Consider the following 19,281-nt stretch of genomic DNA (forward strand, 5'->3'; position numbering starts at 1 on the left):
CCGCCGCTGCGCTGGCGCGCGTTTACCCTTATACCTGCGTCAGTTTTTGCAGCATCTGATCGGAGGTGGTAATGGCTTTACTGTTGATCTCATAGGCGCGCTGCGTCTGGATCATGCTGACCAGCTCTTCCGCCACGTTAACGTTGGAGGTTTCCACATAGCCCTGATACAGCAGCCCCGCGCCGTTCAGGCCCGGCGTGCTGTCGGTAGGGGCGCCGGAAGCCTGGGTTTCGCGATAAAGGTTCTCGCCGACGCTCTCCAGCCCGGTATCGTTGATAAAGGTGCTCAGCGTTAGCTGTCCAACCTGTACCGGCTGCGTCTGGCCCTGCTGAGTGACGCTAACCACCCCGTCGCGCCCGACAGAGATGTTCAGGGCGTTGGCGGGAATGGTGATGCCCGGCTGTACCGGAAAACCGGCGTTGGTAACCAGCTGACCGTTCTGGTCTACCTGGAAAGAGCCGTCGCGGGTATAGGCCAGGGTGCCGTCCGGCATCTGCACCTGGAAAAAGCCCTGGCCGTTAATCGCCACATCTTTCGAGTTGTCGGTTTTCGACAGGTTGCCCTGGGTATGCAGACGTTCGGTCGCTACCGGACGCACGCCGGTACCGATCTGTAAACCGGACGGCAGCGTGGTCTGCTCGGAAGACTGCGCGCCCGGCTGGCGCATGGTTTGATACATCAGATCTTCAAACACCGCGCGCGAACGCTTAAAGCCGTTGGTACTGACGTTAGCCAGGTTGTTGGCGATGACGTCCATATTAGTTTGCTGGGCGTCAAGGCCGGTTTTGGCGATCCATAAGGAGCTGATCATGCTGTTTTCCTCTCGCCTTAGCTGCTCATATTGAGCAATTGATTGGCGCGTTGTTCGTTTTCATCGACGCTGGAGATCACTTTCATCTGCATCTCGAAGCGGCGGGCGTTGGCGATCATATCGACCATGGTTTCTACCGGCTTAACGTTGCTGCCCTCCAGCACGCCGGGCATCACCTGCACCGTCGGGTCGTTTTGCAGCACCGCGCCTAAGCGCGCCTGCGCCGCCGGCGTCAGACGGAACATGCCGTCATCGCCGCGCGTCACTTCCTGCCCGGTCGCCTTCACCAGTTTCAGGCGCCCCAGCTGCACCGTGGCGTTGGGCGCGTCGCCCGGATTCAGCGCGGTCAGCGTGCCGTCAGAGGCGATAGTGATCTCCGCCCCCTGCGGCACGGCAATCGGCCCGCCGTCGCCCATGACCGGATTGCCCTGAATAGTCAGCTGTCCGGTGGGGCTGATCTGCATGTTGCCGTTGCGGGTGTAGGCCTCGCTGCCGTCAGCGGTCTGCACCGCCAGCCAGCCATCCTGCTGCACCGCCACGTCAAGCGGGCGCTGGGTATAATCAAGCGCCCCCTGCGACATATCGGCGCCGGGCGTCGAGGCGGTCACCAGCGTGCGCGTCGGCAGCGAAAGCCCCTCTACCGGCACCGCGCGCAGCGCATTAAGCTGGGCGCGAAAGCCCGGCGTGGAAGCATTAGCCAGGTTGTTGGCCGTTACCGCCTGCATATTGAGCGTCTGGCTTGCCGCGCCCATGGCGGTGTAAATCGCGTGATCCATAGCGCTATCCCGTCAGGCGTATTAACGCAGGTTAACCAGCGTGTTGAGGATCTGATCCTGGGTTTTGATGGTCTGCGCGTTGGACTGATAGTTACGCTGCGCGACGATCATATTGACCAGCTCTTTGCTCAGATCGACGTTAGAAGATTCCAGCGCGCCGGCGGTGAGGGTGCCGAGGTTGCCGGTCCCGGCAAGGCCAACCAGCGGCTGGCCAGAGGAGGCGGTGGATGACCAGACGTTGTCGCCTTCCGATTTCAGCCCCTCGGCGTTGGCGAAGTTCGCCAGCACGATCTGGCCCAGCACCTGCGATTTCTCGTTGGAATAGTTGCCGACCACGGTGCCGTCGTTATTGATCTGATAGCTCACCAGGTCGCCCGGCTTGTAGCCATCCTGCGTCGGGTTGCCGAAGGTGTTGCTGCCGGTGTTCTGCTGCATGCTGTTAGTAAAATCGAGCGTAAAGGTCTGCGCGTTGGAGCCGTTCAGCGCGCCCATGGCGATGGTCTGGCTGGCGGCGCTGGTCATAATGCCGTCCGGGTTAAAGCTCATGGCGAACGGCGCGGTCGCGGTGCCGGTGCTGGAATCAAGCGGATGCACGCTCCAGCTGTTGTCCGCCGTCTTCACGAAGTAGAGATCGATGGTGTGGGCGTTGCCCAGCGAATCGAAGGTGGTCATGGAAGACTTGGCGTTATAGCTGGCGGGATCGGTAGCGGCGAAGCCGGCGTCGGATTTGGCGCTGTCTGAAGAGTTCAGGTTGGCGACCAGATTGCCTTTGCTGGTGGCGCTGGCGGTCATCTGGGTGGTCGGCACGCTGAGCGCAACCGGGTTGGCGCCGGTCTGCACGGTCGGCGGCGTACCCGCTACCGGATAGCCGGTCAGCTTCATGCCCTGCATGTTTACGATATTGCGGTTCTCGTCCAGCATAAACTGGCCGTTGCGGCTGTAGTAAACCGAACCGTTATCGTTCGCCATGCGGAAAAAGCCCTGCTGGCTGATCGCCACGTCCAGCCCGCGGCTGGTAGTGGTGGTGGTGCCGTCGTTAAAGTCCTGGATTACGCCTGCGACTTTTACCCCCATGCCCACTTTTGAACCGGCGAACATATCGGCGAAGGAGACGGTGCTTGATTTAAAGCCCGCCGTCGCCGAGTTGGAGATGTTGTTGCCGATAACGTCGAGATTGCTGGAAGCCGCGTTTAAGCCGCTGACCGCTTGTGAAAAGCCCATGTGTCACTCCTGAATAAATTGGTGTCGTTTTTAGAGAATCTGACGAATTTTATCGAGCGTGGTGTTGCCCATCGTCCCAAGGTCAAGAATTGCCCCGCTGGAATCGGTGGTAACACCGTTCACTAAGGCGTAGTTCAGTGGCTGCGCCACCAGCTGTTCTGTCCCGTCGCTGGCGGCGATCGAGACGTTATATTTGCCGTCCGGGGCGGTGGTGCCGTCGCTCAGGACGCCATCCCATGAGAAACTATGAACGCCGGCGGTCAGGCCGCCCAGATCGAGGGTGCGCACCACTTTGCCGCTGCCGTCGGTAATAGTGGCGGTGGTGCTGGTGGAAGCGCGCGTCAGATCGACGCCGAACGGCGTGGTCTGCCCCTTGCCCGCCAGGATCTGCGTACCGGGCACCATTACGCCGTGGCCGATCAGGGTGGACGCCTGCATCGACTGATTGCTGTTGATCTGACCGGATATCGAGCCCAGCGTAGTGTTCAGCTTCTCAATACCGCTGACGGTATTGATCTGCGCCAGCTGCGTGGTCAGCTCGTTGTTCTCCATCGGATTGGTGGGATCCTGGTTTTTCAACTGCGTTACCAGCAGGGTCAAAAAGTTACTTTGCAGATCGGATGCGCTGCTGCTGGCTGAGGCGCCCGTACTGTTGGTTAATACGCTGGGATTGATCTTTTCATTAACGCCAACGGCTATGCCCATGATTGTTCTCCGTTATTGGCCCATAGTCAGGGTTTTCATCATCATTGACTTGACGGTGTTCAGCACCTCGACGTTCGCCTGATAGCTGCGCGACGCCGCCATACTGTTGACCGTCTCGCTGACCACGTCGACGTTGGGCATCCTGACGTAGCCTTTAGCGTCCGCCAGCGGGTTGCCGGGATCGAACACCAGCTTCGCCGGGCTTTGATCCTCCACTACCTGCGCCACGCGCACGCCGCCGGTCGCCTGGCCGGGCGCGGCATCCACCTGGAATACCACCTGTTTCGCTACGTAAGGCTGACCGTCTGGCCCGGTCACGCTGTCGGCGTTCGCCAGGTTGCTGGCGGCCACGTTTAATCGCTGAGACTGTGCCGTCATCGCCGAACCGGCGATATCAAAAATATTAAGCAGTGCCATCGGTTATTGTCCCTGCAGCACGGTCATCATGCCTTTTATCTGGCTGCTGATGAGCGTGAGGTCGGTTTGATATTTCAGGCTGTTATCCGCGAACTGCGTGCGCTCGCGATCCATATCCACCGTGTTGCCATCCATCGACGGCTGATCGGGAATGCGGTAAAGCAGATCCAGCGCTGGCGGCGTGGCGGTTTGCGCAGGAATATGGCGTGCCGACGTCACCGCAAGCTCCAGGCCGGTACCCTGCGCACGCCCCTTCTCCAGCGCGCGGTTAAGCTCGCTGGCGAAATCGATATCCCGCGCCTGATAGCCCGGCGTATCGGCGTTAGCGATGTTGGATGCCAGGATCTCCTGACGCTGAGCCCGCAGATTCAGCGCCTCGGTGCCGAACTGCAACGCTGCATCCAGTTTGTCGAGCATGCTCCCTCCGGAAATGAAAATTTTGAGCTGTCAGCTTAATCGGGCGCGTGCAAAGCTATCGCCGGAATAGCGCTAAAAAGCGGCGCTATTTTTTGCCTTGAATATGGCGCCAGGCGGGTAGAATCTGCGGCAGATAAAAGTATGGGGTAAACCGATGCGGACAATAAAAGGATGGCTGGCGGCGACGCTGCTGCTGCTGGCGCTGCCGGTGTGGGCAGAAGATCTCAGCGCGCAGCTGAACCAGTTTTTTAAAGCCCGCGATCCGCTGCATGCGGCAGGCATCAATGTCGTGGTGCGCACGCCGCAGGCGCAGTGGCCCGCCTGCGCCGCGCCGCAGTTCAGCCTGCCGGGCAACAGCCGTCTGTGGGGATTGATCAGCGTGGCGGCCAGCTGCGAGCGCGATCGTCGCTATTTACAGGTGGAGGTGCAGGTCAGCGGCGATTACGTGGTGGTTAACCGCCCAATTGCACGCGGCAGCGCGCTGAGCGCCGCCGACCTCGGCATCAAACAGGGGCGGCTCGATACCCTGCCCGCCCGCGCGGTGCTCGATGCGCAGCAGATTGTCGCGGCGGTCAGCGTGCGCGACCTGCTGCCGGATCAGCCGCTGACGCTGTCGATGGTGCGCCAGCCGTGGCGGGTCAAGGCGGGCCAGCAGGTTATGGTTATCGCCCAGGGCGACGGTTTTAACGCCAGCGGCGAAGGACGGGCGCTGAATAACGCCACGGCGACGCAGCGGGTCAGAGTGAGAATGGGCAACGGGCAAATCGTCAGCGGCAGCGTAGATGCGGATGGGAATATTCTGATATCGCTATAAAGCGCTAAAGATAGATGTTGTTCTGCCGATAGTGGGATCAACAGACATTGTACTCTTTGCCCATCAGGCAGCCTCAGCGCCTGAACCCACAGGAGCCAGACCATGAGCATCGACAAAACCAAAGCTATGCAGCCCGTCAGCACCGTTCAGCCGCGCGAAAGCAGCGAGGGCGGCAGCGCGAAAGCGCGTCAGGCCAGCGACACTGCCGCGCCGGCCAGAGCGGCCCAGGTCAGCCTGAGCGGCGCCCAGTCCCAGCTGATGAAGCCAGGCAGCCAGGATATCAACAGCGCGCGCGTCGAGCAGCTGAAGGCCGCCATCCGCAACGGCGAGCTGAAAATGGATACCGGTAAAATCGCTGACGCCCTGATTCAGGAAGCGAAATCGTACTTGCAGGATAAATAATCGCGATGAATAGCCTGATTACCGCGCTGGATAAAATGCAGGACGTTCTCAGCTCGCTGAGTAATATCATTAAAGAAGAACATGAGCAGCTTGCGGCCGGCCTGATTAACAGCAGCCTGCTGCAGCGTATTACTGAAGACAAAAGTTCGCTGTTGACCACGCTGAACTATCTTGACGGGATGCGGCGGGAATCGGAAACAGAGCATCGCCTGCAGGCGCCCTACCGCAGCCAGCCGGAGCTGGCGCGGCGCTGGCAGGGAATTGAGCAGCGCTCGCGCGAACTGCGCGATCGCAACAGTCATAACGGCATGCTGCTGAATCAGCAGATGGCGCTGAACAGCGAAGCGCTGGCGCTGTTGAAGCCGCATCAAACTCAGGCCTTTTACGGCCCCGACGGTCAGGCTGCCTCAGCCGGCTTCGGCTCGCGCCGCGTCTGACCGGTTTCGCCGCCGAATCGCTTCCGGCGGCGAGCCGATCAGGCAACCGAGCGGCGGGCGAAATCACGCGGACGAAAGCCCAGCAGCGCCAGTACCAGAAAATAGGCGCCGCCGCCGGCCGCGCAGACCGCCGTCAGCTTAACCAGACGATACGGCATCGCGCCGCTATCCCAGGCGGGCATCACCATCAGCAGCCCCACCAGCACCGCCGCCATTACCAGCACCGCCGCCGCCAGGCGCAGCAGGAAGCCGCACCAGCCCGGCTGCGGCTGGAAAATTTGCTTCTTACGCAGCTGCCAGTAAAGCAGCGCGCCGTTGAGACAGGCGGCCAGCCCGATGGAAAGCGACAGCCCGGCGTGCTTCAGCGGCCCGATAAAGGCCAGGTTCATCAGCTGGGTCATAATCAGCGTCACGATAGCGATTTTTACCGGCGTTTTGATGTCCTGACGCGAATAGAAGCCCGGCGCCAGCACCTTCACCACGATTAATCCCATCAGCCCCACCGAATAGGCGATCAGCGCACGCTGCGTCATTGCCGCATCAAAGGCGGTAAACTTGCCGTACTGAAACAGCGCCACGGTCAGCGGGCCGGAAAGAATGCCCAGCGCCACCGCGCTCGGCAGCGCCAGCAGAAAGCAGAGGCGCAGCCCCCAGTCCATCAGGCGCGAATACTCATCCTGGTTGCCGCTGGCGAAGCTGCGCGACAGCGACGGCAGCAGGATGGTGCCCAGCGCCACGCCGAGCACGCCGGAAGGAAACTCCATCAGACGATCGGCGTAGTACATCCAGGAGACCGAGCCGGAGACGAGAAACGAGGCGAAAATGGTATTAATAATCAGCGAGATCTGACTGACGGAGACGCCGAGGATCGCCGGCCCCATCTGCCGCAGCACGCGCCAGACGCCCGCGTCGCGCAGATTCAGGCGCGGCAGTACCAGCATGCCGATTTTTTTCAGGTGCGGCAGCTGATAGCCCAGCTGTAACACGCCGCCCACCACTACCGCCCACGCCAGCGCCAGCACCGGCGGATGGAAGTGCGGCGCGCCGAACAGCGCGAAGCCGATCATGCTGATATTCAGCAGCGTCGGCGCAAAAGCGGGCACCGAAAAGCGGTTCCAGGTGTTGAGGATCGCGCCCGCCAGCGACGCCAGCGAAATCAACAGGATATAGGGAAAGGTGATGCGCAGCAGATTACTGGTCAGGACAAACTTATCTGCGGTATCGGCGAAGCCCGGCGCGGTAATCATAATCACCCAGGGCGCGGCGATCATGCCGATAAAGGTCACCAGCGCCAATGCCAGCGTCAGCAGGCCCGATACATAGGCGACGAATACCCGCGTCGCCTCTTCGCCCTGCTTGCTTTTATACTCCGCCAGAATAGGCACGAACGCCTGAGAAAAGGCGCCCTCGGCGAAAATACGACGCAGCAGGTTGGGAAGTTTAAAGGCGACGAAAAAGGCGTCGGTGGCCATCCCGGCGCCGAACACCCTCGCCACAATCGCGTCGCGCGCAAAGCCGAGCACGCGGGAAAACAGCGTCATGGAGCTGACCGCCGCCAGGGATTTCAACAAGTTCATGGTTAACTGCGCATCCTGAAAATTCCGGTTAACAGACAATAGCGGATCGGCAGCGGGCCGATCCGGCGGTTAGTCTACCGATACGCAGCGAAATAACCACAATGGATTGTTACAGCAGGTTATTCCCGATCGAGATCGCGCCAGATTTTCTCCACGATGCACTGCGCCCTGAGCGCCTGCTCGCCGCTGGTTTCCGGCATTGTCTGATTTTGTACGCAGGCGATAAAATGACGCGCCGCGCCGTCAAAACCGCGCTGTACCAGCGTGGTTTGCCAGGCGGGCGGCGGTTCAATGGTACATCGCCCTGCCGCTTCATGACGCCAGTCGCGCATCTCATCCAGCTGCCAGACGCCGCCGTCGGCAATCGCCGCAACGGATTCGCGCTGCGTGCCGGCGCGTCGGTGCATTGCGGTGGTGACCTGAGTAGCGCCGACGCTGAAATGATGCTCGCCGTAGAGCATTTCTCCGGCCTCGGTGGTTTGAATATAACCGTGCTGCACTTTAACCGGCCCTTCGGCCAGCCACAGCGCGGTATCCACCACGTGCAGATAATCATCCAGCAGGGTAAAGCGCAGGTCGTGCGGGCCAACGCTGTCGCTACGGTGCTTCTCCATGCGAACAGACGCCGGCTGGTGCAGCGCCGCTTTTAGCTGCTGATAGCGCGGCGCGAAGCGGCGATTAAACGCCACCATCAGCTTGCGTCCGCGTTTATGCGCCAAATCAACCAGCGCCTCCGCTTCGCCGAGGGTTTCCGCCAGCGGCTTATCGACGCAGACATCCACGCCCAGCTCCAGCAGCGCGCGCACTACGCGATAGTGGCTGGCGGTGCTGCTGTGAACAAAAACCGCATCGCAGTCGGCGGCCAGCGCATCGAGCTGGCTATAGCAGCGCATACGATAGCTGTCGCACACCCGCTGCGCCTTGTGCTGGTCAGGCGAAAAGCCGCCCGTCAGCGTCCAGTCGTCGGCACGCGCCAGCACCGGCAGCCACGCCTTTTGTGCAATGCTGCCTAAACCCACCACCCCAATTTTTACTCTCATAGCGCCCTCTGTCGCGAAAAGCTGCCTCAGCTATCCGCGCCGCTCCGGCGTCCATTCACGCCAGGTCAACGCGGTCAGCACGTGATCCTGCCACTGACCATCAATCAGCAGATAGTCTTTGGCATAGCCCTCTTTTTCAAAGCCCAGCCGCGCCAGCAAATTGCCGCTGCGCTGATTATGCGGCATATAGTTCGCCATAATGCGATGCATGCGCTGCTGCCGCTGCATATAGCGAATCGCCGACTGCAACGCCTCGAACATGACTCCCTGCCCCTGCCACTTTTCGCCAAGCGAATAGCCCAGGTAACAGGCGTGAAACGAGCCGCGCAGCACGTTGCTGAAATTAGCGACGCCGCGTACTTCTTTTTCTTCGGGATCCATCACGATAAAATAGAAAGCGCTGCCCTGCTTATGCATATCGGTAATCATGCTGAGGCGCGCCTGCCAGCCGGAAGGATAGCAGTGGCTTTCATCGCGCACCGGTTCCCAGGGCTTGAGGAAAGCGCGATTTTCAGCATAATAATCAGCCAGCCGCCATGCATCGCGTTCATGAACAAGACGTACCACCAGACGATCGGTGGTCAGCCGCACCCTGGGCGCGGCGGAACGATAGCCAAACATCTTTTCTCCTGAAAGCCATGGCTGATAAACGAAATTGATTGATGCCCGCCGCTCAGCATCCGGACGCGGCGCGCTTACCTGACGCTGCCTCCCCTGGCTTCATCGCCGGTTCAGCATCGGGGACGCCAGGGATAATGGCGAGACAGCCCGCATTACTCCACTGAAATTACAGCACATTTTGTCAAAGATCGATAAAAAAATATCATTTTGCGTTTGCTGTTAAAACCAACAGGCAGCACGCAGAATAGAGTCTTCAAAAAACAGATTTGTTTACGGTTACTAAGGAATCAGCATGGCTGATATGGCGCGGGCCCGACGTCGCGGGCGGGTTTTTCTGCTGGTGGATAATATGCTGGTGGTGCTGGGATTTTTTGTCGTCTTCCCGCTGATCTCTATCCGCTTCGTTGACGATCTCGGCTGGGCGGCGATTGTGGTGGGCATTGCGCTGGGCCTGCGCCAGCTGGTGCAGCAGGGGCTGGGCGTGTTCGGCGGCGCGATTGCCGACCGCTTTGGCGCCAGACCGATGATCGTCAGCGGCATGCTGCTGCGCGCCGCCGGCTTCGCCGCCATGGCGATGGCGAGCGAACCCTGGATTCTCTGGCTCTCCTGTCTGCTTTCCGGCATCGGCGGCACGCTGTTCGATCCGCCGCGTACCGCGCTGGTAGTCAAGCTTATTCGCCCGCAGGCGCGCGGTCGCTTCTTCTCGCTGCTAATGATGCAGGACAGCGCCGGTGCGGTGCTGGGCGCGCTGATCGGCAGCTGGCTGCTGGCCTGGGATTTCCGCCTGGTCTGCTGGGCCGGCGCGCTGGTCTTTGTGCTGGCCGCGCTGTTTAACGCCCTGCTGCTGCCCGCCTGGCGTATCTCCAGCGTGCCGACTCCGCTGCGTGAAGGACTGGGACGCGTAATGAAGGATCGCCGCTTTTGCGCCTACGTGCTGACGCTGACCGGCTACTACGTGCTGGCGGTACAGGTGATGCTGATGCTGCCGATTATGGTTAACCAGATCGCCGGCAGCCCCAGCGCGGTAAAATGGATGTACGCCATTGAGGCCACGCTGTCGCTGACGCTGCTCTACCCTATCGCCCGCTGGAGCGAAAAACGCTTTCGCCTGCAGCATCGCCTGATGGCGGGCCTGCTGCTGATGACGCTCAGCCTGCTGCCCATCGGCCTGACCGGCTCGCTACAGCAGCTGTTTGTGCTGATCTGCCTGTTTTATATCGGCTCGATTATCGCCGAACCGGCGCGTGAAACGCTCAGCGCCGAGCTGGCCAGCCCGCGCGCGCGCGGCAGCTATCTCGGTTTCAGCCGGCTGGGGCTGGCGCTGGGCGGCGCGCTCGGCTATACCGGCGGCGGCTGGATGTTCGATACCGGGCGGAAGCTCGGCATGCCGGAACTGCCCTGGCTGATGCTCGGCAGCGTCGGCTTCGTCACCCTGCTGGCGCTGTGGTGGCAGTTTCAGCCGCGCAGCGCGGCTCCGGCGATGCTCAGCGGCGGCTAAGACTGCCGCCGCGGTTTGCCCTTCCCCTGAATCTCCACCATACTTTTTAAGACTATTCAAAAGATTGCCGCAGGTTAGCGCCATCGGCAATCGCCTTAAGGAGATGTGTGGTGAAACTTTATATCTACGATCATTGTCCCTACTGCGTTAAGGCCCGTATGATTTTCGGCCTGAAAAACCTGCCAATTGAGCTGGTGGTGATGCTTAATGACGATGAAGACACGCCGAAGCGCCTGATTGGACAGAAAATAGCGCCGATTCTGCAAAAGAAGGACGGTAGCTGCATGCCGGAAAGCATGGATATTGTGCGCTATGTGGATAAGCTGGATGGCGAACCGCTGCTGACCGGAAAAACTAATCCCGCCATCAGCGACTGGCTGCGCAACGTTAACGGCTACGTCAATAAACTGCTGCTGCCGCGCGTTGCAGAGGCCGCCTTCGCCGAATTCGCCACGCCGGAAGCGCGCGCCTGGTTTAAACAGAAAAAAGAAGCGAGCCTCGGCGACTTCAGCGAACTGAAGCAGCATGCAAACGGGCTGATAAAAAAAATCAGCAACGATCTGCAGGATCTCGATAAGCTGATCGTCAAGCCGAACGCGGTGAACGGCGAACTCTCCGACGATGATATACATCTGTTTCCCCTGCTGCGCTCGCTGACGCTGGTCGCGGGCGTTAACTATCCCAGCCGGGTAGCGGAGTATCGCGACAATATGGCGAAGCAGACACAGGTCAATTTGCTTAGCTCTATCGCTATTTAACCCTTCCGGGCGGCCGCGCGCCGCTTTTTCCCCCGGTTTTTTCTGCGCTTTGCGTATTCTCCTGGTGACTCGCGGCGGTGATTGCGGCAAGCTTTGGCTGGTTAAAAGGAGACTATTTCCGCATTACTTTCGAGGATTGTCATGAACAAGGCGTTTCTGGCGCTCTGCGCCCTTCTGATGGCCGGTCTGTTGACCGCCTGCAACCAAATCACCCAGTACACCATTAGCGAGCAGGAGATCAACCAGGCCCTGCAAAAACATAACAACTACGAAAAAAATATTGGCATTTCCGGTTTGGTCAACGCACATATCGTGCTGAGCGATCTCAGCAGCCAGATTGGCCGCGAAGAGCCAAATAAGGTCACGCTCTCCGGCAAGGCGAAGGTTAATATCACCTCGCTGCTCGGCCCGCAGCAGGCCGATATGCTGCTGAAGATGAAAGCGCAGCCGTTTTTCAATAAGGAAAAAGGCGCCATCTACCTGAAGGATCTGGAGATCGTACAGGCCGATGTGCAGCCGGAGAAGATGCAGTCGATGCTGCAAACGCTGACGCCCTATCTTAACCAGTCGCTGAAAAGCTACTTCGATCGCGAGCCGGCCTGGGTGCTGAGCGAAGATCGCAGCAAGGCGGAAGCGCTGGCGAAGAAGCTGGCGAAAGGTATTGAAGTTAAACCCGGCGAGCTGGTGATTCCCTTTACCGACAGGTAACGATGCAACGCCCCGCCTGGCGGGGCTTTTTTTGCCGTTAGCGCATAAAGCAAGTGCAATCGGTTGCCTTTATCCTTATGCTTAGTACCCGGCTAAAAACTGTCTTTCCCTTTCTTACGCCGGAGCATAACCGATGACTGCCCAACCCCAGCAACTGATCATTCGCCGCCCTGACGACTGGCATATCCATCTGCGTGACGATGAGATGCTGCGCGCCGTACTTCCCTATACCAGCGCCGTGTGCGGCCGTGCCATCGTTATGCCCAACCTGGCGCCGCCGGTGACCAGCGTTGAGGCGGCCAGCGCCTATCGCGCGCGCATCCTGGCCGCGCTGCCGGCAGAGCACCGCTTTCAGCCGCTGATGACCTGCTACCTGACCGATTCGCTGAGCGCCGATGAGCTGGAAAAAGGCTTTAACGCCGGCGTCTTTAGCGCCGCCAAACTCTATCCCGCTCACGCCACCACCAACTCCAGCCACGGCGTCACCAGCATTGAGGCGATTGCCGCCGTACTGGAGCGTATGCAGCGTATCGGCATGCCGCTGCTGATTCACGGCGAGGTGACCGACGCCCATATTGATATTTTCGACCGCGAAGCGCGCTTTATCGAAACGGTAATGGAACCGCTGCGTCAGCGTTATCCGGCGCTGAAGGTGGTGTTTGAACATATCACCACCAAAGAGGCGGCGCAGTATGTAGCAGAAGGCGGCGAGCATCTTGGCGCCACCATTACCCCGCAGCATTTAATGTTTAACCGCAACCATATGCTGGTGGGCGGGGTGCGCCCGCACCTCTACTGTCTGCCGATTCTGAAGCGCAACGTGCACCAGGAGGCGCTGCGTAAAGTGGTTGCCAACGGCAATCCGCGCTTTTTCCTCGGCACCGATACCGCGCCGCATCTGCGCCAGCGTAAAGAGGCCAGCTGCGGCTGCGCCGGAGTGTTTAATGCGCCAACGGCGCTGCCCGCCTATGCTACGGTTTTCGAAGAGCTGGGCGCGCTGCAGCACTTTGAAGCGTTCTGCTCGGAAAACGGCCCGCGCTTTTACGGCCTGCCGCTGAATGAAGGAACGATTCGCCTGGTGCGTGAACCCTGGACCGTGATGGAAAGCATCGCTGTCGGTAATGACAGGCTGGTGCCCTTCCTCGCCGGTGAAACCTTAAACTGGCGCATCGCCTGATCCCTGGCGGCTGCGGCCCTGCGCCACAGCCGCTTTATCCTTTCCTGCAGGTTTTTCTCTTGTTTCCCGCGCAGCTTTTCGTTGCTTTGCCTGCGTGATAACTGTATAAATGCACAGTATTCACAGCGGAGGCAGATATGCGTGTTGAAGTCACTATAGCCAGAACCACTCAACTCCCTGCCGGCGCGATCGATGCGCTGACGCAGGAGCTGTCCAAACGAATCGATCGGGCTTTTCCGGAAATGGACCACCATATTTCGGTACGCTATGCCGGCGCCAATAACCTCACCGTTATGGGCAGCGGCAAAGAAACCAAAGATCGCGTCAGCGAAATCCTGCAGGAAACCTGGGAGAGCGCGGACGACTGGTTTAGCGCCAGCTGAATTCCTCATTGTGCCGTTGTTTGCCGGATATCGCCATCCGGCTTTTTTTTATCCGGACTCCTTAACCACCCGCGTAACACGCTATAGACTGTTTTAAGCCGATGTCATATTCTGGCGCCAGTCATGCTTTACAGGAGGTGTTACCCATGACCACTGAAAACCCCGAAGCGGCGATGACGTTTGGAGAACTGCTGGCGCTGATCGGCGAACAGCAGCGTCGTCTAATCGTGTTGGAAAATGCCTTTTCTTACCTTGGATTTTGCCTGGATGATAAATCCAACCAGCTGCTGATTCACAGCCTGCGGCTGGAAGCGCAAAATCAAAATTACGACGAGGCGATGCAGCAGCATTTTGCCCGTCTTGCTGATGAACTGGAAAAACGTCATTCGCCAGTAAGAATTCAGTCAGATAGCGACGATTAATTTTTTATCCACTCCTGCGGCAGGCAGGAGTTTTTCCCTCTAAGAAAATTCAGAATTTGGTCAAATAATCTTCACCTGCCGATTAATAATGCAATTAGCGCATTTTTCATGCCGCTTAATTCTGTAACGCTGTTATAATCACTTCTGCTCTGTGAAAAAAAGCCGCATTGGAACCTCAATTAATCACTTCGTTCTACGAGTAATAAGGGGGTTATAATGGACAGTAATAAAGAGATCATTCAGACACATCCCCTCGTTGGATGGGATATCAGTACCGTGGACTCGTATGACGCGATGATGATTCGTCTGCATTCGCTTTCATCTAATCAGCAACCGCCTGATGAAGCTGACGTAGGGCCGACTTACTGGTTGACTACGGATGTTGCCAGACAATTTATCTCGATTCTTGAAGCGGGCATCGCCAAAATAGAAGCCAGTGAGATTCTCGCCCGGGACTACAAAAAGCATTAATTTGATTTAGCATTAACAGGCACCTTACGGGGTGCCTTTTTATTGTCTGTCCGCTTTTGCTATGCTGCTAATTCTTTGCAGCGTCAGGAGAAGTTGGCTAATGGTTTATGATCTTATCGTTATCGGTAGTGGCTCCGTCGGCGCCGCTGCGGGCTGGTATGCCACCCGCGCAGGGCTTAACGTTCTGATGATCGACAGCGCCCATCCGCCCCACCAGCAGGCAAGCCATCATGGCGCCACGCGGCTGATTCGTCACGCCTATGGCGAAGGCGCGCGCTACGTTCCGCTGCTGCTGCGCGCGCAGGCGCTCTGGGATGAGCTGGAACAGCAGAGCGGCGAGCGCATTATGCACCGCTGCGGCATTATTAATCTGGCGCCTGACGCCTCGCCGTTTATCGCCAACGTCATGGAAAGCGCGCGCCGGTTCCAGCTGGAAACCGAGCGGCTGACGGCGGCAGAGGTGCGCCAACGCTGGCCGGAGATTGAGGTGCCGGAAGGCTATACCGGCATTTACGAACCCCGCTCCGGCTATCTGAAATCAGAGACGGCGATCCGCAGCTGGATTCGTCTGGCGCGCGAGGCGGGCTGCGCCCAGCTGTTCAACTGCCCGGTTACCGCCATTGCGCGAGAAGGCGAACGACAGCGCGTAACCACGCCGGACGGCGACTACTACGCCCATAAGCTGTTGATCAGTACCGGCACCGCTGTCGGGCGGTTCTGTCCTGAGCTGCCCGTTACGCCGGTACGCAAGGTGTTTGCCTGGTATCAGGCCGATGGCCGCTACAGCGAAGAGAATAAATTCCCCGGCTTTACCGTGGAAATGGAAGACGGCAGCCGCTATTACGGCTTTCCGGCAGAGGATAACGAGCTGAAATTAGGCCGTCACGACGGCGGACAGCCGATGGCGCCCGGCGAAGCGCGTAAGCCTTTTGGCGCTTACGCCAGCGACGGCAGCGAAGCGTTTAATTTTCTGCGGCGCTTTTTACCGGGCATCGGCGGCTGTTTGCACGGCGCGGCCTGCGCTTATGATATCTCTCCTGATGAAGATTTTATTATCGATACGCTGCCGGATGATAACAGCCGGCTGGTGATTAGCGGATTAAGCGGTCACGGTTTTAAATTTGCCAGCGTATTAGGCGAAATAGCCTGCGCTTTTGCCGCGAATAAGCCCCATCAATTTGACTTAACGCCTTTTTCACTTTCCCGCTTTAAATAACAACAAAGGCACAATGAATTTGTGCCTTATTATTTTTAATATAATAATTGCCGCTATGATTGTTTAATTTTAAAACGCTGCAGCGATGCGGTTTATTATTGCGTCTGCATTTTTTCTTTTTGCCGACGCAGCCTGAGCTTTTTCACCAGCTTTTCCGCTTCCGCCTCGGAGCCTACCGCCGGCGCCGATCCGCGCAGCGGTTTACGCGCCGTTTCGCGCATAAAGAAGACGGTGATTAAACCAATGACCGCCGCCCCCATTAAATAGTACGCCGGCATCAGCAAATTCTGCGTGGTGTTAACCAGCCAGGCGGCAATCAGCGGCGTGGTGCCGCCAAACAGCGAAACGGAAATGTTAAAACCGATCGCCAGCGCGCTGTAGCGGATATCGGTAGCGAACAGCGCCGGCAGCGCGGACGGCATGGTGCCGCTAAAGCAGCTGTGCAGCACGCCGAGGATCATCAGGCCGATAAAGACCAGCGCCAGATTACCGGTAGCAACCAGCATCAGACAGGGGATCGCCAGTACAATCAGCCCCACCGAACCCAGCGCAATTACCGGACGACGTCCCAGACGGTCGTTCCAGTGGCCCCAGAACAGCGTCAGCGGCATCATAACGAACATGACCACCAGCACCAGCATCAGGCCGCTCAGTTCGCTCAGGCCGAGTACGCCGGTCAGATAGCTGGGCATGTAAGAGGTGAGCATATAGTTGGAGACGTTGAACAGCAGCACCAGCCCGATACATTTCAGCATCTGCGCGCGATATTTGCTCAGCATCTGCCACAGCGTCAGGCGCGGCTTGTTGTGTTCCAGCGCTTCCTGCTTTTCCATATGTTTCTGGAAGGCGGGCGTCTCCTCCAGCTTCAGACGGATATAGAGGCCGAACAGCCCCAGCGGCGCGGCAATGAAGAAAGGTACGCGCCAGCCCCAGTCAAGCAGCTGCTGTTGAGAAAGCAGCGCGGTTAGCCCGGTAACCAGTCCGGCGCCAAGCAGATAGCCGCCGAGCGTACCGAATTCCAGCCAGCTGCCCATAAAGCCGCGGCGCTTATCGGTTGAATATTCGGCGATAAAGGTAGCGGCGCCGCCATACTCGCCGCCGGTAGAGAAGCCCTGTACCAGACGCGCCAGCAGCAGCAGCAGCGGCGCGGCGATACCGATGGCGTTATAGCCGGGGATCAGGCCGATGCAAAAGGTGCCGATCGCCATCATGATCATGGTGATCGCCAGCACCTTCTGCCGGCCGATACGGTCGCCCAGCGGGCCGAATACCAATCCGCCTATTGGACGCACCAGAAAAGCGGCGGCGAAGGCGCCGAAGGTGGCGATGAGCTGGGCGGCGGGGCTGCCGCCAGGGAAGAAAACTTTGCCGATGGTGACCGCCAGATAGCTGTACACGCCGAAGTCGAACCACTCCATCGCGTTGCCCAGCGCAGCGGCGCCAACGGCACGCTTCAGCAGCGCGTTATCGACTATCGTAATATCGTCTACGGTAAGTTCTTTCGGGGCTTTTTTTTGCCAGAAATGTTTTTTTGATGAGCCTGTAGCTACGTTCATATCGTTTCCTCACGGATGACGCGATGACGGATAGGCAGCACCATAGCTTTCATAGCCGGCCAGAGGCCTTTTGGTAAGGAAAGCTATAACGCAGCGTGAACACATGAGGCAGAAATGAGATCTGCATCACGCTTATTGACACTTTTTTACTTTATACATCGCGCCAGCAAATTGCAACTTTGTTGAAATTTACCGCTGAGCTGTTGCGTGTGTGTAGTGCGTAATGCCATCTTTTCTGCCAAAGACGCCATTTAATAGCCACATTAAAGCCGGGCGTTTATCATCCTGACGCTAACCAGTCGCCAGCGTCGCTTTTTCCGGGCGCGTATTATGTAAACCCGCTGTTTCCTGCTGCCGGTTTTTTAGGCCTTTTTTCTTGACAAAAATTGACGATAACTTAAAAAAATCCATTTTATCATCAATATTACTGAAAATATCTCCAGGCACCGTACCTTAACCCTTTCTTCAGCCTTAACCTTACTTACGCCTGAATCGAGCATCCTTTCCAGAAGAAACAGCGATAAAATTGCCGCTCATTGTCTGTTTTACTTCAAAAAATTTGATAAAAAATAAAAAATTTCTTCGCGGCGCGCTTTTCTGTTGCTTTTTTGTTTCCGCTTGTTCAGTCTCATGTCAAAACGTGAATAAGGGAGAACACAATGCGTTGGAAAAACAGTCGCGACGAATATGGACATATCGCCGTATCGCTTCACTGGCTGGTAGCGCTAAGCGTCTATGGGATGTTTGCGCTGGGGCTGTGGATGGTTACGCTCGGCTATTACGATAGCTGGTATCACAAGGCGCCGGAGCTGCATAAAAGTATCGGTATGGTGCTGCTGGCTTTGATGGTTCTGCGCGTGCTGTGGCGCTTTATCTCTCCCGCGCCCTCGCCGCTTGCCAGCTATGCGCCGCTGGTACGCTATAGCGCCACCGCCGCCCACCTGCTGCTCTATCTGCTGCTGTTCGCTATCTTTATCAGCGGCTATCTGATTTCGACTGCCGAAGGCCAGCCCATTGAGATCTTTGGCCTGCTGCCGGTACCCGCCGCCGTGAACATCGACGCAGCGCAAACGGATCTGGCCGGCGATATTCACCTGTGGCTTGCCTGGAGCGTAGTGATCCTGTCGCTGCTGCACGCTCTGGCGGCGCTGAAACACCACTTTATCGATCGCGATATCACACTGAAACGGATGCTGGGTTGCCGCATCTCTTCATCTATTAAAACGGAGAAATAATATGTTGAAAAAAACGCTTTGCGCCTTAACGGCCGCAACCCTGCTGCTGGGCGCTCAGGCGGCGACCGCTGCGGAATATAAGATCGATAAACAGGGGCAGCACGCCTTTATTCAGTTCCGTATCCAGCATCTTGGCTACAGCTGGCTTTACGGCAGCTTTAACGATTTTGACGGCAGCTTTACCTTTGATGAGCAAGATCCGACGGCGGATAAGGTCAAGGTAACTATCAATACCAACAGCGTGGATACCAACCATGCCGAACGTGACAAGCATCTGCGCAGCGCGGAATTCCTTAACGCCAGCAAGTTTCCGCAGGCAACGTTCGTTTCTACCGGCGTGAAAAAGGATGGCGACGAGCTGGATATTACCGGCAACCTGACGCTGAACGGCGTGACCAAACCGATTACTCTGGAAGCAAAACTGCTTGGCCAGGGCGACGATCCCTGGGGCGGCTACCGCGCGGGCTTTGAGGCGGAAGGCAAGCTGGCGCTGAAAGATTTTAATATTAAAACCAATCTTGGCCCGGCATCGCAGGAGGTAGAGCTGATTATCTCCGTCGAGGGCGTGCGCCAGAAATAAAAAACCCTCCGCAGGGAGGGCTGAACAACGGTTCACAGG

The 19,281-nt window shown here is 58.0% G+C and carries 24 protein-coding genes; 13 read left to right on the top strand and 11 right to left on the bottom strand.

Annotated features, from left to right (window positions below; all coding sequences use genetic code 11):
• Positions 1–28: 28 nt before the first annotated feature.
• From flgG to flgB, 6 genes are read right to left on the bottom strand one after another with little or no spacing between them, the layout of a single operon-like run.
• On the bottom strand, positions 29–811 hold the full coding sequence (gene flgG, locus FKM52_RS01675; RefSeq protein ID WP_141174461.1) for a flagellar basal-body rod protein FlgG: 783 nt from the start codon (positions 809–811) through the stop codon (positions 29–31).
• A gap of 17 nt (positions 812–828) precedes the next feature.
• Positions 829–1,587 carry a flagellar basal body rod protein FlgF gene (locus FKM52_RS01680; RefSeq protein ID WP_141174462.1) on the bottom strand — a complete coding sequence of 253 codons (759 nt, stop codon included), beginning with the start codon at positions 1,585–1,587 and terminating at the stop codon, positions 829–831.
• A 21-nt stretch (positions 1,588–1,608) separates the two neighbouring features.
• On the bottom strand, positions 1,609–2,808 hold the full coding sequence (gene flgE / locus FKM52_RS01685) for a flagellar hook protein FlgE (protein ID WP_141174463.1): 1,200 nt from the start codon (positions 2,806–2,808) through the stop codon (positions 1,609–1,611).
• Positions 2,809–2,838: 30 nt separating this feature from the next.
• Positions 2,839–3,513: a flagellar hook assembly protein FlgD gene (gene flgD / locus FKM52_RS01690; RefSeq protein ID WP_141174464.1), complete on the bottom strand. Its 675-nt coding sequence runs from the start codon at positions 3,511–3,513 to the stop codon at positions 2,839–2,841.
• Positions 3,514–3,525: 12 nt separating this feature from the next.
• Positions 3,526–3,930, bottom strand: a complete 405-nt coding sequence (gene flgC / locus FKM52_RS01695; protein WP_141174465.1) for a flagellar basal body rod protein FlgC — start codon at positions 3,928–3,930, stop codon at positions 3,526–3,528.
• 3 nt (positions 3,931–3,933) lie between these two features.
• The gene (gene flgB / locus FKM52_RS01700) at positions 3,934–4,347 is read right to left on the bottom strand and encodes a flagellar basal body rod protein FlgB (protein WP_141174466.1); all 414 of its coding nucleotides are present in this window, start codon (positions 4,345–4,347) and stop codon (positions 3,934–3,936) included.
• A gap of 154 nt (positions 4,348–4,501) precedes the next feature.
• Between flgB and flgA the strand changes: the two genes are divergently transcribed.
• The 3 genes from flgA (at position 4,502) to flgN (ending at position 6,000) form a co-directional block, all read left to right on the top strand.
• Entirely contained in the window at positions 4,502–5,161 is a 660-nt protein-coding gene (flgA, locus tag FKM52_RS01705; protein WP_141174467.1) for a flagellar basal body P-ring formation chaperone FlgA, read from the top strand.
• A gap of 102 nt (positions 5,162–5,263) precedes the next feature.
• Positions 5,264–5,563: a flagellar biosynthesis anti-sigma factor FlgM gene (flgM, locus tag FKM52_RS01710; protein WP_141174468.1), complete on the top strand. Its 300-nt coding sequence runs from the start codon at positions 5,264–5,266 to the stop codon at positions 5,561–5,563.
• A gap of 5 nt (positions 5,564–5,568) precedes the next feature.
• Positions 5,569–6,000 carry a flagellar export chaperone FlgN gene (gene flgN, locus FKM52_RS01715; RefSeq protein ID WP_141174469.1) on the top strand — a complete coding sequence of 144 codons (432 nt, stop codon included), beginning with the start codon at positions 5,569–5,571 and terminating at the stop codon, positions 5,998–6,000.
• A 38-nt stretch (positions 6,001–6,038) separates the two neighbouring features.
• On the opposite strand, the gene murJ is transcribed toward flgN, so the two are convergent.
• From murJ to rimJ, 3 genes are all read right to left on the bottom strand, one after another.
• Entirely contained in the window at positions 6,039–7,577 is a 1,539-nt protein-coding gene (gene murJ / locus FKM52_RS01720) for a murein biosynthesis integral membrane protein MurJ (RefSeq protein WP_141174470.1), read from the bottom strand.
• A gap of 119 nt (positions 7,578–7,696) precedes the next feature.
• Positions 7,697–8,617, bottom strand: coding sequence for a Gfo/Idh/MocA family protein (locus FKM52_RS01725; protein WP_141174471.1), 921 nt, complete (start codon positions 8,615–8,617; stop codon positions 7,697–7,699).
• A gap of 30 nt (positions 8,618–8,647) precedes the next feature.
• A complete protein-coding gene (gene rimJ / locus FKM52_RS01730) occupies positions 8,648–9,238 on the bottom strand; it encodes a ribosomal protein S5-alanine N-acetyltransferase (protein ID WP_141174472.1) in 591 nt (196 codons plus the stop codon).
• A gap of 292 nt (positions 9,239–9,530) precedes the next feature.
• On the opposite strand from rimJ, the gene mdtH reads away from it, so the two are divergent.
• The 8 genes from mdtH to solA all read left to right on the top strand — a co-directional run bounded on the left by mdtH (position 9,531) and on the right by solA (position 15,871).
• Positions 9,531–10,736 carry a multidrug efflux MFS transporter MdtH gene (gene mdtH, locus FKM52_RS01735; RefSeq protein ID WP_141174473.1) on the top strand — a complete coding sequence of 402 codons (1,206 nt, stop codon included), beginning with the start codon at positions 9,531–9,533 and terminating at the stop codon, positions 10,734–10,736.
• Positions 10,737–10,846: 110 nt separating this feature from the next.
• On the top strand, positions 10,847–11,494 hold the full coding sequence (grxB, locus tag FKM52_RS01740) for a glutaredoxin 2 (RefSeq protein ID WP_141174699.1): 648 nt from the start codon (positions 10,847–10,849) through the stop codon (positions 11,492–11,494).
• A 141-nt stretch (positions 11,495–11,635) separates the two neighbouring features.
• Positions 11,636–12,202, top strand: a complete 567-nt coding sequence (locus FKM52_RS01745; protein ID WP_141174474.1) for a lipoprotein — start codon at positions 11,636–11,638, stop codon at positions 12,200–12,202.
• A gap of 133 nt (positions 12,203–12,335) precedes the next feature.
• Positions 12,336–13,379 carry a dihydroorotase gene (gene pyrC, locus FKM52_RS01750; protein WP_141174475.1) on the top strand — a complete coding sequence of 348 codons (1,044 nt, stop codon included), beginning with the start codon at positions 12,336–12,338 and terminating at the stop codon, positions 13,377–13,379.
• A 137-nt stretch (positions 13,380–13,516) separates the two neighbouring features.
• Positions 13,517–13,762 carry a DNA damage-inducible protein I gene (gene dinI, locus FKM52_RS01755; RefSeq protein WP_141174476.1) on the top strand — a complete coding sequence of 82 codons (246 nt, stop codon included), beginning with the start codon at positions 13,517–13,519 and terminating at the stop codon, positions 13,760–13,762.
• Between the two features lie 146 nt (positions 13,763–13,908).
• Complete coding sequence (locus tag FKM52_RS01760; RefSeq protein WP_141174477.1) at positions 13,909–14,184, top strand: hypothetical protein; 276 nt, start codon at positions 13,909–13,911, stop codon at positions 14,182–14,184.
• Between the two features lie 216 nt (positions 14,185–14,400).
• Entirely contained in the window at positions 14,401–14,655 is a 255-nt protein-coding gene (bssS, locus tag FKM52_RS01765; RefSeq protein WP_141174478.1) for a biofilm formation regulator BssS, read from the top strand.
• A gap of 100 nt (positions 14,656–14,755) precedes the next feature.
• A complete protein-coding gene (gene solA, locus FKM52_RS01770) occupies positions 14,756–15,871 on the top strand; it encodes an N-methyl-L-tryptophan oxidase (protein ID WP_141174479.1) in 1,116 nt (371 codons plus the stop codon).
• A gap of 95 nt (positions 15,872–15,966) precedes the next feature.
• Here the strand turns inward: solA and proP are convergent, their stop codons facing one another.
• The gene (gene proP / locus FKM52_RS01775; RefSeq protein ID WP_141174480.1) at positions 15,967–17,427 is read right to left on the bottom strand and encodes a glycine betaine/L-proline transporter ProP; all 1,461 of its coding nucleotides are present in this window, start codon (positions 17,425–17,427) and stop codon (positions 15,967–15,969) included.
• Positions 17,428–17,718: 291 nt separating this feature from the next.
• A complete protein-coding gene (locus FKM52_RS21630) occupies positions 17,719–17,874 on the bottom strand; it encodes a hypothetical protein (RefSeq protein WP_181407877.1) in 156 nt (51 codons plus the stop codon).
• Between the two features lie 212 nt (positions 17,875–18,086).
• On the opposite strand from FKM52_RS21630, the gene FKM52_RS01780 reads away from it, so the two are divergent.
• Positions 18,087–18,662, top strand: coding sequence for a cytochrome b (locus tag FKM52_RS01780; protein ID WP_141174481.1), 576 nt, complete (start codon positions 18,087–18,089; stop codon positions 18,660–18,662).
• A 4-nt stretch (positions 18,663–18,666) separates the two neighbouring features.
• Complete coding sequence (locus tag FKM52_RS01785) at positions 18,667–19,242, top strand: YceI family protein (RefSeq protein ID WP_141174700.1); 576 nt, start codon at positions 18,667–18,669, stop codon at positions 19,240–19,242.
• Positions 19,243–19,281: the final 39 nt, after the last annotated feature.

Source organism: Mixta tenebrionis, assembly GCF_006517625.1.
Classification (GTDB): domain Bacteria; phylum Pseudomonadota; class Gammaproteobacteria; order Enterobacterales; family Enterobacteriaceae; genus Mixta; species Mixta tenebrionis.

Coding starts and splice junctions, on each gene's coding strand:
- dinI (WP_141174476.1), top strand. CDS start 13,517: ATGCGTGTTGAAGTCACTATAGCCAGAACCACTCAACTCCCTGCCGGC.
- flgN (WP_141174469.1), top strand. CDS start 5,569: ATGAATAGCCTGATTACCGCGCTGGATAAAATGCAGGACGTTCTCAGC.
- bssS (WP_141174478.1), top strand. CDS start 14,401: ATGGACAGTAATAAAGAGATCATTCAGACACATCCCCTCGTTGGATGG.
- murJ (WP_141174470.1), bottom strand. CDS start 7,577: ATGAACTTGTTGAAATCCCTGGCGGCGGTCAGCTCCATGACGCTGTTT.
- flgA (WP_141174467.1), top strand. CDS start 4,502: ATGCGGACAATAAAAGGATGGCTGGCGGCGACGCTGCTGCTGCTGGCG.
- flgD (WP_141174464.1), bottom strand. CDS start 3,513: ATGGGCATAGCCGTTGGCGTTAATGAAAAGATCAATCCCAGCGTATTA.
- proP (WP_141174480.1), bottom strand. CDS start 17,427: ATGAACGTAGCTACAGGCTCATCAAAAAAACATTTCTGGCAAAAAAAA.
- FKM52_RS01745 (WP_141174474.1), top strand. CDS start 11,636: ATGAACAAGGCGTTTCTGGCGCTCTGCGCCCTTCTGATGGCCGGTCTG.
- flgC (WP_141174465.1), bottom strand. CDS start 3,930: ATGGCACTGCTTAATATTTTTGATATCGCCGGTTCGGCGATGACGGCA.
- FKM52_RS01725 (WP_141174471.1), bottom strand. CDS start 8,617: ATGAGAGTAAAAATTGGGGTGGTGGGTTTAGGCAGCATTGCACAAAAG.
- flgM (WP_141174468.1), top strand. CDS start 5,264: ATGAGCATCGACAAAACCAAAGCTATGCAGCCCGTCAGCACCGTTCAG.
- pyrC (WP_141174475.1), top strand. CDS start 12,336: ATGACTGCCCAACCCCAGCAACTGATCATTCGCCGCCCTGACGACTGG.
- FKM52_RS01760 (WP_141174477.1), top strand. CDS start 13,909: ATGACCACTGAAAACCCCGAAGCGGCGATGACGTTTGGAGAACTGCTG.
- rimJ (WP_141174472.1), bottom strand. CDS start 9,238: ATGTTTGGCTATCGTTCCGCCGCGCCCAGGGTGCGGCTGACCACCGAT.
- FKM52_RS01680 (WP_141174462.1), bottom strand. CDS start 1,587: ATGGATCACGCGATTTACACCGCCATGGGCGCGGCAAGCCAGACGCTC.
- flgE (WP_141174463.1), bottom strand. CDS start 2,808: ATGGGCTTTTCACAAGCGGTCAGCGGCTTAAACGCGGCTTCCAGCAAT.
- solA (WP_141174479.1), top strand. CDS start 14,756: ATGGTTTATGATCTTATCGTTATCGGTAGTGGCTCCGTCGGCGCCGCT.
- FKM52_RS01780 (WP_141174481.1), top strand. CDS start 18,087: ATGCGTTGGAAAAACAGTCGCGACGAATATGGACATATCGCCGTATCG.
- mdtH (WP_141174473.1), top strand. CDS start 9,531: ATGGCTGATATGGCGCGGGCCCGACGTCGCGGGCGGGTTTTTCTGCTG.
- flgB (WP_141174466.1), bottom strand. CDS start 4,347: ATGCTCGACAAACTGGATGCAGCGTTGCAGTTCGGCACCGAGGCGCTG.
- flgG (WP_141174461.1), bottom strand. CDS start 811: ATGATCAGCTCCTTATGGATCGCCAAAACCGGCCTTGACGCCCAGCAA.